The organism is Pseudoalteromonas sp. BDTF-M6, assembly GCF_018334135.1.
In the GTDB taxonomy this organism is placed as follows: Bacteria; Pseudomonadota; Gammaproteobacteria; order Enterobacterales; family Alteromonadaceae; genus Pseudoalteromonas.
In genome coordinates, this window is sequence record NZ_JAGXTQ010000001.1 from 191,452 (window position 1) to 203,690 (window position 12,239).

At 50.5% G+C, this 12,239-nt stretch carries 9 protein-coding genes; 6 read left to right on the forward strand and 3 right to left on the reverse strand.

Features of this window, described 5'->3' with window-relative positions; translation table 11 throughout:
- Positions 1 to 63: 63 nt before the first annotated feature.
- The 4 genes from KD147_RS00850 to KD147_RS00865 all read left to right on the forward strand — a co-directional run bounded on the left by KD147_RS00850 (position 64) and on the right by KD147_RS00865 (position 6,637).
- Positions 64 to 1,863, forward strand: coding sequence for a DUF4856 domain-containing protein (locus KD147_RS00850; RefSeq protein ID WP_212546570.1), 1,800 nt, complete (start codon positions 64 to 66; stop codon positions 1,861 to 1,863).
- A 126-nt stretch (positions 1,864 to 1,989) separates the two neighbouring features.
- Positions 1,990 to 3,264 carry an imelysin family protein gene (locus KD147_RS00855; protein WP_212546571.1) on the forward strand — a complete coding sequence of 425 codons (1,275 nt, stop codon included), beginning with the start codon at positions 1,990 to 1,992 and terminating at the stop codon, positions 3,262 to 3,264.
- Positions 3,265 to 3,272: 8 nt separating this feature from the next.
- Positions 3,273 to 5,480 (forward strand): TonB-dependent receptor family protein, encoded by a 2,208-nt coding sequence (locus KD147_RS00860; RefSeq protein WP_212546572.1) that lies wholly within the window; start codon positions 3,273 to 3,275, stop codon positions 5,478 to 5,480.
- Positions 5,481 to 5,653: 173 nt separating this feature from the next.
- A complete protein-coding gene (locus KD147_RS00865) occupies positions 5,654 to 6,637 on the forward strand; it encodes a sterol desaturase family protein (RefSeq protein WP_212546573.1) in 984 nt (327 codons plus the stop codon).
- Between the two features lie 98 nt (positions 6,638 to 6,735).
- Here the strand turns inward: KD147_RS00865 and KD147_RS00870 are convergent, their stop codons facing one another.
- Positions 6,736 to 7,002 carry a hypothetical protein gene (locus tag KD147_RS00870; RefSeq protein WP_105255331.1) on the reverse strand — a complete coding sequence of 89 codons (267 nt, stop codon included), beginning with the start codon at positions 7,000 to 7,002 and terminating at the stop codon, positions 6,736 to 6,738.
- Positions 7,003 to 7,252: 250 nt separating this feature from the next.
- Positions 7,253 to 8,827: a cation:proton antiporter domain-containing protein gene (locus KD147_RS00875; protein WP_105255332.1), complete on the reverse strand. Its 1,575-nt coding sequence runs from the start codon at positions 8,825 to 8,827 to the stop codon at positions 7,253 to 7,255.
- Positions 8,828 to 9,023: 196 nt separating this feature from the next.
- On the opposite strand from KD147_RS00875, the gene KD147_RS00880 reads away from it, so the two are divergent.
- Both KD147_RS00880 and KD147_RS00885 read left to right on the forward strand, forming a co-directional pair.
- Complete coding sequence (locus tag KD147_RS00880; RefSeq protein ID WP_105190073.1) at positions 9,024 to 9,767, forward strand: sporulation protein; 744 nt, start codon at positions 9,024 to 9,026, stop codon at positions 9,765 to 9,767.
- Positions 9,768 to 9,826: 59 nt separating this feature from the next.
- Positions 9,827 to 10,276: a GNAT family N-acetyltransferase gene (locus KD147_RS00885; RefSeq protein ID WP_212546574.1), complete on the forward strand. Its 450-nt coding sequence runs from the start codon at positions 9,827 to 9,829 to the stop codon at positions 10,274 to 10,276.
- A gap of 35 nt (positions 10,277 to 10,311) precedes the next feature.
- On the opposite strand, the gene KD147_RS00890 is transcribed toward KD147_RS00885, so the two are convergent.
- Positions 10,312 to 12,234: an OmpA family protein gene (locus KD147_RS00890; RefSeq protein WP_212546575.1), complete on the reverse strand. Its 1,923-nt coding sequence runs from the start codon at positions 12,232 to 12,234 to the stop codon at positions 10,312 to 10,314.
- Between the last annotated feature and the right edge of the window lie 5 nt (positions 12,235 to 12,239).

Sequence of the window (12,239 nt, forward strand, 5' to 3'; positions counted from 1 at the left end):
GTATCGTTATAATGAGGCCCAATTACAAACAAGAATGATTATTATCTAACTTGGGATGACAACATGAACTTGCGCAAATCTCTTATTACTACCGCTGTACTTGCGGCAACCTTAGGCCTAACTGCTTGTGGCGGTGGCTCTGGCTCTGATAATGACGGCGGTACTCCTCCGGCAAACCAAGCACCTACCAATATCACTGTTTCAGCCAGCTCGGTTAATGACGACCTATCGGTTAATGACGACCTAGTAGGTGGCGTAGTGGGTACGCTGAGCGCAACGGATGATAGCACCTCGGGTTTAACCTTCTCTTTAGCGGCCGACGAGGCCTTGTTTGAAATCGTTGACGGCACCACGCTAAAGCTAAAAGAGGGGATTGCCCTTAACTTTGAACAGCAAAGCGATGCCACAGTAACAGTCACGGTAACCGATGCAGGTGGTTTAACCTTTAGCAAAGAAATCACCATCAGCGTGGCCGATGTGGATAGCGAAAACGGCGTAAACATCTATGAGTTCGACTCTAAATTAGGTGCCGGTTCATCGGTTTCTTACGGCGGCCAAATTGCTCGCCACGCACTCTCGGCTGAAATTAAGCACTATATCGGTCAGTTAACCGGTGACTATGTGACCACTAATAGCCTTACTGGAGACATGGTAAAAGCGCGTTTGCATGCCCTTTGGGGTGACGTTGACGGTTCATACGAGGTAGTAAAGGATGACAGCCTGAGTTTCCTTGGCGATATCGACACGGTACAACACTCATTTGCGGACATTTCATCTTCCGGCAAAGAGCTGAGCGCTAAAGTAGCTGGTAACGATCCGTCTAAAATGCACAAAGCCTGGCAGGAAGAAGGTAACTTCCTGGGTTGGACTGACTTCGGTACACAGGCAAAAACGCCTGAAGGTTTGATTTTCCATTACTTTGATTTGTTGGCCGCCAACATCGATAAATACAATGGCGGTGAAATCCTGTTAGACCCTGCAGGCAACACCATCACTAAGCTTTATATCACAGAGTCTGGTTTAGACTTAAACCAGTTAATTCAAAAGCACACCCTGGGCGCCCTGATGTTCTCTCAAGGTACCGATGATTACCTAGAAGAAAGCATCGGCTTTAATACCGAAAATGTTGTTGATAACGTCAATGCCGATGACGGTGCCGCCTACACCACATTAGAACACCACTTCGATGAAGGTTTTGGTTACTTCGGTGCGGCGCGTAACTTCCTGGAATACAGCGACGATGAAATTGCAGGTAAAGGCGGTCGTGAGGCGTTTGCTTCAGGCTACAACGATTATTCGGGCGACACTCTAATCGACCTTAAGTCAGAATATAACTGGGGTAACTCGACCAATGCCGCCAAACGTGACCGTGGCGCCACGGTAACGACGGACTACTCGGCGGCGGCCATGAATGCCTTTATCGCCGGTCGTAAGATTATCAACGATAACGTAGGCTCTGCGCTTAGTGCCGAGCAAATGGATGCCCTAAAAGTACAGCGTGATATCGCCGTAGCCAACTGGGAAAACGCCATTGCCGCCACCGTTGTGCACTACATCAACGAAGTTCATGCCGACTTAGCCGTTGTTGCTGCGGGTGACTATACGGCAGATGACTTCGCTAACCTAGCCAAGCATTTCTCGGAAATGAAGGGTTTTGCCATGAACTTCCAGTTCAGCCCATTCTCTCCGTTCAATGCCGAGGCCAATGTCGGTAAATTTGCTGAGCTGCACGGCTTGCTGGGTGATATGCCAGTAATGACCGATGCTGCTGCCGTAGCGGATTATCAGTCTGACCTAATGGCGGCTCGCGACTTACTGCAAAGCATCTACGGCTTTAATGCCGATAACGTTGCTAACTGGTAAGCAATGAAATACGGCGACACGCCAAAATAGTATTTCCAAAGGTTAGTCGCGAGTTAAATCGCGCCTAGCCTTTTGTCGTTTTCAGTATCTCCCAAAAAATGGGAGTTTGGCCAAATAGGATGAACCATGACTACTGCGAATTTTCGCGTTAAAACTCTGGCATTTGCCTTGACCCTGGCCTTGGTAGGGTGTGGCGAGAGCACCTCAAGCTCGCAGGGCGAAGGCTTTAATAACGGTGGCGATCAAGGGGTAATCACCAACCCGACTTCATTCGATGAAGCCGAGCTGGTTGCCAGCCTGGTCGATAACGTTATCACACCGGCTTACACCTTGTTTTATACCCAAGCGCAAGCGCAGCGCACCGCGATTGCCGATTACTGTGCCCTTGAGCAGGCGAGCATAGAAAGCAGCTCGGAGCAGGCGTTAGCGGCGATGAACACGGCGCAGAATGCCTGGCTTGATACCATGGGGGCTTGGCAGCAGGTTGAAGTGATGCAAATGGGGCCACTCCTTAGCAACAGTGGTGAGCTGCGTAACCGCATCTATTCGTGGCCGGCTATTAGCCGTTGCGGTATCGACCAGGATGTGGCCTATCATCAGGATGGGGTGATCAACCTGGACCCTAATCGTCCTTACGATATCAGTACCCGTACCGCCACTCGCCGTGGCTTGTTTGCGTTGCAACATGTGCTATTTAACACCCAGTACGATCATCACTGCAGCATCGCCAACGAGGCTTTGGCAGATTGGAACAGCCTAACCGAGCTTGAACGTAAGGTGGCCCGCTGCGAATACGCCGTTACCGCCGCAGACGATCTGATCGTTTCGGCCGAGGAATTACTTAATAAATGGCAGGGTGATAATGGCTTTGCGGCGCAGTTGAAAAGCGCTGGCGAGCCAGGCTCTCAGTTTGAAAATGCCCATGTTGCCCTGAACCGTATATCGGATGCCATGTTCTACCTGACCGAAATGGTGAAGGATAAGAAGTTGGCCGAGCCCATCGGTATTTTACCTAACTCCTGTGGTACTTCGGCCTGTGCCGAGGACGTGGAAAGCTTCGATGCGAAAAGCTCACTTGCCAATATTCAGGCCAACCTGCTGGCTTTCGAAGCCTTGTTAGTGGGTCAACAGCAAGGCCAGGAGGCCCTGGTCGGTTTTGACGATTACCTGGATGAAGAGCAGGCGACGGCCACCAAGGAGCGCATGTTGCAAGCCATTAGCGAGACCAAGGCCGCCATTGCCGCCATCGACTCGAGCCTGGCCAACGCGCTTATCGACAATGAGCAGCAGGTGCGTGACGTGCATACCAAGGTGAAAGCCATCACCGATGAGCTGAAAAACGACTTTATCAACGAACTTGCCCTTGAGCTTCCGGCTACGTCGGCCGGCGATAACGACTAAGGAAGACCATGAATTACAGTAAATTAGCCTTAGCCGTAGGCATTGCGGCGCTGGGTTTTAACGCAGTTGCCGAAGAAAAAAAATCGCTTGAGCATATTCAGATAATCAGTCACCACGATAAGTTGCGTACCGAAGCCGGATCCGCGACTTTGATCGGCGAAGAACAACTGGAAGAGTTTGAATTCGATGATATTCACCGCGTGCTTTCTCAGGTGCCTGGCGTCAACATTCGTGAAGAAGACGGTTTTGGTTTACGTCCGAATATCGGTTTTCGAGGCGTGACACCGGAGCGCAGTAAGAAGATCACCATTTTAGAAGACGGTGTGTTAATAGGCCCTGCACCATACTCGGCGCCGGCGGCCTACTACTTTCCGGTCACCACGCGCATGACCGCGGTGGAAGTATTCAAAGGCCCGGCGGCTATTAAATATGGCCCGCAAACCGTGGCCGGTACCCTTAACCTGGTTAGTCGTCAGGTGCCGGATTATGCCACCGGTGGCATTGATTTGGCCGTGGGCGGCGATGGCTATAACAAGGCCCATGGTTACTACGGCGACCGTCAGGGTAACTTTGGCTTTTTGGTTGAAGGGTTGCACCTGGAAAGTGATGGCTTTAAGGAGCTCGATGGCGGCGGCGACACCGGCTTTGAAAAAGACGACTTTTTGGTGAAGCTTGACTATCAGCTTGATGGCCAGCGATTCGACCAACGTTTTGAGCTCAAGCTTTCATATGCCGATGAATTGTCAGATGAAACCTATTTAGGTCTAACCGACAGCGATTATGCAAAAAATCCATACCGTCGTTATGCGGCGTCGCAACCGGCGCAAATGGATACAAAGCACACCCAGGTGATGTTTACTTACCAGCTGAGTGCACAGGACTTTGACCTGACCACCCGTGTATATCGCAACGACTATGAGCGCGCCTGGCTTAAACTTAACGGCGTTGGCAATACCAGTGCCAGTCTGTCCGATATTCTTGCCAGCCCGGAGGAGTTTGCAGAGCAGTATCAAGTGATCACTGGTGAGCGCAACTCAGTGGTGGCCGGTGAAACCACCTATTACCTAACCATGGGCACCAATGACCGCGAATACTATTCGCAGGGTATTCAGGTCGATGGTAACTGGCGTACGGCTTTGTTTGGTATGGATCACAAGGTTTCATTTGGGGTGCGTTTCCATCAGGACGAAATCGAGCGTAACCATTTTGAAGACATCTATGCCATGGTGGATGGTTTTAACACGAGAGTCGCCGATACCCGATATTTCACCACAGAGAATACCGAGTCGACCGATGCCTGGTCGGTGTACCTGGAAGATCAGGTGACCCTAGGTCAGCTTACCTTGGGCTTGGGTGTACGCGGTGAGTTAATGGACATGGAGTACCAGAACGATAAGCCGGATTTTGCCGATGACTACCAGCAAAAAACCACTCGCATCTGGCTACCGGGCGTCAGCGGTTTTTATCAGTTGAACGACAACAGTGGCTTATTATTCGGTGTGCATCAAGGCTTTGTGCCGTCGAGCCCTGCGGCGCCCGTACGTGCTGGTGAAGATGACTTTGAGAAAAGCGTTAACTACGAGTTCGGTGGCCGCTTTAACGATGGCGTGACCAGCTTTGAAGTGATTGGCTTCTTTAATGATTATTCTAATTTAATCGAAAGCTGTGGCCAGTCAAACTGTGGGTCTCAAGGCCAGCTTGATCGTGAGTTTAGCGGCGGTGAAGTGGATGTATGGGGTGTTGAGTCGCAATTGGCGCAAACCTATCCGCTGAATCTGCATCTGGATATCCCCATGAGTCTGACCTACACCTACACGCAAAGCGAATTCAAGGAAGAGCTGTTCTCCGAGTTCGTGCAGTGGGGTCATATTCGCAAGGGCGATCGTTTGCCTTATTTGCCGACGCACCAGGCTACTCTAAGCATTGGCTTGGCACATCAGGACTGGGCCCTGGATATGCTGGTTAAGTATGTCAGCGATATGCCGGAGACCGCCGGTGTCGGGTATGAGGGATTCGACCTGGCTCTGGCAGGGGAAGAAGTACCGGCCACGACCGTGGTGGATTTGGCTGCCCATTACGAACTCGGTCAATATGGCCGCTTGTATGCCAAGGTTGATAATTTGTTCGATCAGGATAAGATTATCAGCCGCCGCCCGTACGGTGCTCGCCCAGGCAAGCCTCGTACCCTGTCGCTAGGCTACAAGTATCAGTTCTAATACCAATTCTGTTAAGTATGTGATCGGATATAGCGCTGGATAAATGATATGATCACAAGGTGGAATTTTTCTTATGTAGTATTCTACATAGGAAAATTGCAACACAGTGGGCATGAATTTAGCCCGCTAGAATGATTAGCTATTTAAGTGAATTGGTATACTTAGGAAGGGTCATGCTCGAGACAATTTGGCAAAGTGTTTTACAAACGCCCGATTATCTTTTTGATGCCAATAAACGCATTTTTATTGGTTATATCATCATGGCCCTGCTATTAGCCCTGTTTGTTTATGCCAGGCGCAAAGGCAAAGCCTCGCCACGAGGTTTTTTGCGCTACGTGTTTGCAAAAAAAATCTGGTGGGCCCCCAGTGCCCGCCAAGACTACCAACTCTGGATTTACAACCGTATCCTCAAGGCGCTGCTTTTTGCCCCTGTGGTTCTGACCATGGTGCCGATAGCACTTGGGACAACTGAGGTGCTCGAGGCCGCATTTGGCCAACATAAGCCCTTGGCGCTAAGCGAGACAAGTGTGGTGGTCATCTTTACCATCTTGTTGTTTTTAGCCGATGATTTCTCTCGTTTTATTCTTCATTATGCGTTGCATAAAATTCCGTTTTTATGGCACTACCACAAGGTTCATCATTCCGCCAAGGTGCTGACGCCTTTTACCATTTATCGCTCCCATCCGCTGGAAAGCTACCTTTATGCCTGTCGTATGGCCTTATCACAGGGCCTAGTGGTAGGGCTGTGTTATTACCTCTTCGGTAACACCTTATCTATGTTCGATATCTTGGGCGCCAATGTCTTCGTTTTTGCCTTTAATGCCATGGGCTCTAATTTACGTCACTCCCATGTCTGGTTGAGTTGGGGCAAGGGCGTTGAAAAGTGGTTTATTAGCCCGGCCCAACACCAGATCCATCACAGTGACAATCCGGTGCATTTTGATACTAATTTAGGATCCGCTTTGGCAATTTGGGACAGGTTGTTTGGCAGCCTGATCCGCGCCGATGAGGTGGGTAAAATCACTATTGGCGTTGGTCAGTATGATGCCGGCCACCATTCTATTTGGGCAATTTACAGCAAACCTGTTGTTGACTCCTTTGCCACTTTAGTGCCGCGACGCTTTAAAAGTCGGGCACAAAAACAGCCTGAATCTTAACCGGCTTAAGCTCAGGGTGTAATAATAGAGAGTGGGGAAAAATAGGCTGGCGACGGGCATTGCCAGCCTATTAAATGAGGGAGTAGGCCCTCACTAAACTAGTGGTATGTTTTGGCTTTGGCAAAGCCTAATTCTGTAAGCTGACTTATCAACCCAGGATCGTCCAAACGCTCCGGTGTGCTGTTGGCACGCATGGCATGATCTTTTGGCACCTGATAAACATCCAGCATCTTTTGGAATAACACATAACGTAAGTACTGAGGTGTTACTCCCGCATCTTGAATGGAATCAAGCTGCAATTGCACTTCTTGTAATTGTTGTGCATCTCGGTCTTGCAATGTCGTCATCTTTTTGTTGATGGACATACTACCTCCTACCTACGTGCTGCGCAAAAATCGTCCTCAATGCTGGCGTAAGCGAACACAAATTTGTGTTAAAAATAGAGACTTACATCAGCGTAAGAATTAAGTGTACTCCTTTTTTCGCTGCTATGACCAGTTGCCGTGTAAAGCTTTGTAAATAGCCTGGCAGAAGGCCTGGCTTTATGTCGTGCGGAGGGGAAATCAGGTGATAACACAAAGGCTTGCGTTATCACCTAAAGACAGTGGAATGGGTCTAGCTGAGGGCGATTTTGGCCTTCACGTGTTCGGCGAAACCGCTACCGGCTTCCAAATAGAAGTTGTAGGTAGAGTCCACACCCAGCTCTCGCAATTCTTTTTGTTGGTCCGGGTAATTGGCGATGGCGGTCACCTGACCTTTATAACCGGAGGCCTTGAGCTGCTGCAGCGCCAAAATATTTTGGTTGTGTTTGGGCATGGCTAACATAACCATTTCCACCTGCGAGTGGTTCAGTCGTTGCCAAAAATCCGGATCCGTGGCATCGGCGGTCAAGGCCCGGCGTCCGCGCTTAACATGGCGGGCAACCACTTCCGGTTTGATATCGATACCGGCCACCGCATCGGGAAAGCTTGCGGCGATGGTTTCATAGGCACCGGTGCCGATACGACCCATGCCGAAGATAACGATACGGGTGTTGTGCAGATTCACCGGCAGCTCTTCTTCCAAGCGCGTATCGCTTTCAAAGCGCAGCAGCCAGTTTTCCATACGGACATAGATTTCGTTGGCGCGCGCATTCAGCGGTGAGGCAATAATAAAGGTGACGGCCACCGCCGTGGCTACGACCGCCAACCATTGTGAAGATACCCAGCCGCTGCTGGCGGCCACCGCACAGACGATAAGGCCAAATTCGCTGTAGTTGGCCAGGGTAAAGGCGCTAAGCAAGGAGGTACGGGCGCGCAGGCGCACCGAGTTGGTCAATGCGTAATAGAGCATCACTTTTACGCCCAGTACCGACACAATCAGCAGGGCCGCGACTACCGCACTAAAGGTCAGCTCGGCGTTTAAGCCTATAGTCAGGAAAAAGCCCACCAAGAGAATGTCTTTAAAGCTTAATAAGGACTTGGCCAATTCACCGGCCTTTTTATGGCTGGCAAACATCATGCCTAGGATAAGAGCGCCGAGATCCCCTTTAATCCCCGCAAACTCAAAGGCTTGATAACCCGCGACCAAGGCGAAGAAAAATCCGAACAAGGGGAGCAGCTCACCGTGTTTGGAGCGGTTGAGGATCCAGAACATGACAGGGCGAACCAGCGGCAATAATACCAGCAAGGCCAAAGCCCAGTAATTGGGCATCTTGCCGGTGCTGGCGACTAAAAACAGCACCGCAAAAATATCCTGCATAACCAAGATACCGATGGAAATCTTACCGTGCAGACTGGCCATCTCACCGCGGTCTTCCAAGACCTTAACGGCAAACACAGTGCTTGAGAAACTAAAAGCAAAACCCAACAATAAGGCGGTTTGCCAATTTAACTCCACGAACAAGGGCAGAGCAAAAACACCAAGCAGCAATAACAAACCGCCAAATAGCGCCGTACTTAAAACGATATGCGCCGTTGCCGGGACCCAGACCTGCACCTTCATTAAACTGGATACCTTCAGTTTCAGGCCGATACTAAAGAGCAGCAGGGTGATCCCCAAATCAGCAATGCTATTTAACAGCTCCGTGGTTTTATAGCCGGCGAAATGCAAGACAAAACCAGCAATTAAAAAGCCCACCATAGGCGGAAGTTTTACTTGGTAGGCGGCGAAACCGCAGACAAAAGCAATGGCAAAAAAGATGAGTTCCATAGATTTCTTTTTATAGTCGATATGCTCACAGTGTAGCGAAAGCCTGGCTTGATGAAAATACGTTACCTTAGAGTTCAATGACTAAGCTCATAGCGGGTAAAAATTTCCATTATTTGTCGTTAACCTAAAGTTTTCACTGACAAGGCTGTAAAAATGTGGTTAAGATGCGAAAAAGGATCTTCAAACAGGAGTAGTTATGTTTAAAAAAATCCTGGCTTCAGTTGGCATTGGTGCGGCGAAAGTAGATACAGTGCTGCAAACCGAGCATTTGCACCCTGGACAAAAATTTCACGCCGAAATCATTATTAAAGGCGGCGATGTCGAGCAAGATATTTCCGGTCTGGAATTGGCATTAATGACCCGTGTTAAGGTAGAGGCGGATGACGGCGCTTATTTTGCCAATCATATTATCGACAAGTGGCGGGTGAGTGAAAAGCTGACATTACAACCGGGTGAGGAGCATCGTATTCCGTTTGAAGCGAGACTGCATTCGGAAACGCCGATCACCGAGTTTAGTGCCGGTTATAACCAGACTCAGGTTTGGATTCAAACCGGTTTGAATATCGATTTGGCGCTTGATGCCAGTGACCGTGATGTGTTGCACATCTACCCTAATGAGGCGGTTAAAGCCTGTATGCAGGCCATGGATAAGCTAGGCTTCTCCTTGGTGAAAGCGGATGTGGAAAAGGGTTATTTGCGTGCACCCAGCTTCCAGTCAACCTCTGGTTGTTATCAGGAACTGGAGTATCGCCCGGGGAATCGTGGCATGTTCGGTATTCAGGAAGTGGAGCTCTCTTTCGTACCTGAGGCCCATAAAACCCATGTGCTTATCGAACTGGATCGCGCGTTTCGTGCCGACGGTTACATCGACCTAACCATAGAGCATGATCATGTAAACCTATCGCAGATTTGCGATCAGCTTGAGCGTTTAATTCACTGATAACATTTGGTAATTAATCTAAAGCCCGGCTTAGCTGGGCTTTTTTGTCGGAGCAATCCATGAGTATTTTATGGCGGCATAAACATTTTAATGAGCTAAGCCTTGATGAGCTTTTCACCTTGATGCGCGCCCGCGTCGATGTGTTTGTGGTGGAGCAAAACTGCCCTTATCCCGAGTTAGATGATGCCGATATTGCAGCGGATACATTGCATCTGATGGGGTATCAAGACGGCCAGTTATGCGCTTATGCCCGTTGTATAAGTAAAGGGGAAAACCTAGCCATAGGACGGGTGCTTTGTGTCGATAGATGGCGTGGGCAGGGGGTTGCTAAGGAGCTGATGAATGAGGCCCTGTCCCTGTGCCACAGTCACTTTCCCGGGCGCACCGTGCTGCTGAGCGCACAAACCTATTTGCTCGACTTTTATCGCGGCTTTGGTTTTGAAACCCAAGGCGAGCGCTATTTGGAAGATGGCATAGAGCATCAGGATATGCAGCTAATCTGTCAATAGCAGCACCCATAAAGGCGCTGCAACCCTTACTCTAACTATTCAAAATGCACCCAGGTGATCCTTTGCTCTCGCGTGGCTTCAATAGCCTCGACAGTGGGTGCTTCTGCTTTGCAACAGCGAATCGCTAAGGTAAGTTCAATATGGCGCTCATCCACCCCTCTGGCAATTAGCTCCTGTACTATGATGGCAGAGCGGTGATGCGCCAGTACCGTATTGTATTGCTCGCTGCCAAAACCGTCGGTTTCTCCTATCACAGTGATGGGAGCTGCGCGATGTTGATATTTGGCCACAATCTCATCAAACATGCCTTGTTGCTCTTTATGGATGAGCGAACTTGCGAAGTCGAAATAAAAAATAAAGGTGCCAGGCTCAGCCTTTGGCCTCTCTATAAAATTATATTCCACATTGGGCACGTTTAGACCAAGCACGGCAAAGTGAAATCCGTCATATTCCAGTGAGTTGAGCTCTTCATGGGTGGCAAATTCGATGCCATCTGTTGAGTAAATATCAACCCGAGTAAGACTGGTTTGCGGCTGGGCGGTAAGTAAATGTGTTGTGGTACCGGCATTTAGCTTATCAGGCGCCCCAATCTGTAATATTGGGCGAGTTAACGCTGGTACGGCAACGGGGCCTTGGTATGGTGTTGCCGTTGGCACAGCCCGTGGCACAGCCCGTGGCACAGCCTGTGGCACTGCCTGTGGCATAGCCGTTGGCACTTTAATTGGGACCATCGCTGGAGCCGTAACTATTTGCGGTGTTTTAGGCGGCACCGCAATGGGCCTCTCCATCGGCACGGCGATGGGCGTTTTACCGGGCGTGGCAATAAGCTCAGGGGTCAGGACAGGCCTTGGCACTTTTTGTTTTATGGGCGTGGGCACGGCCACATCGGCTTTATTGGGTACCGAGTAGCCCGTGTTGGCACCCGTACTAGTGGGGGTCGGTGTTTTCTGCTCGATGGGCGTAGGCACGGCTACATCGACTTTATTGGGCTCCGGGTAGCCCGTGCTGGCACCCGTGCTAATGGGCGTCGGTGTTTTCTGCTCGATGGGCGTAGGCACGGCTATATCGACTTTATTCGGTTCCGGGTAGCCCGTGTTAGTCGGCGTCGGTGTTTTTTGTTCGATGGGTGTCGGCACGGCCACATCGGCTTTATTGGGCTCCGGGTAGCCGGTGCGAGTCGGCGTCGGTGTTTTCTGCTCGATGGGTGTCGGCACGGCCATATCGGCTTTATTCGGTTCCGGGTTGCCCGTGCTGGCACCCGTGCTAATGGGCGTCGGTGTTTTCTGCTCGATGGGCGTGGGCACGGCTGCATCGGCTTTATTGGGCTCCGGGTAGCCCGTGCTAGTCGGCGTCGGTGTTTTCTGCTCGATGGGCGTAGGCACTGGTACATCGGCTTTATTGGGCTCCGGGTAGCCGGTGCTAGTTGGCGTCGGTGTTTTCTGCTCGATGGGCGTAGGCACGGGTACATCGACTTTATTCGGCTCCGGATAGCCGGTGCTGGAACCCGTACTAGCAGGGGTCGGTGTTTTCTGCTCCATGGGCGTAGGCACGGCCACCTGAGTAAGTTCAGGCTCTGCAAGTTGGGAAGGGGTTGGCTTGGTCTTTGAATTGTAAGTGGCCGTAGTAGAGGGCCGAGGCTTTAACGTCGCTTTTTGTCCTGGGCCGGAGGCATTCGGCCCCTTATGGTATTTTTTCTTAACCGCCAAAGGGTGAGTGATAACTGGGGTCACATCGACATTGTGTTCGCTGGTAGTTGAGCCCAGTGTCGGGTTTACCGGATCTGGGTTCGGTGTTGTGCCCGCATTATTGCCGCTATTAGGCGGATTCTGATTTGTTTGCCCATGATTTTGCTGGCACTGCCAGGAGTGGGACGTTTGGCAATGAGGCGACGCCTCGGCTACCTTGGCCACAGCGATTGATGTGACGGCCAGGGTGAAAAAAATTAGGTTACTTTTCATGACTG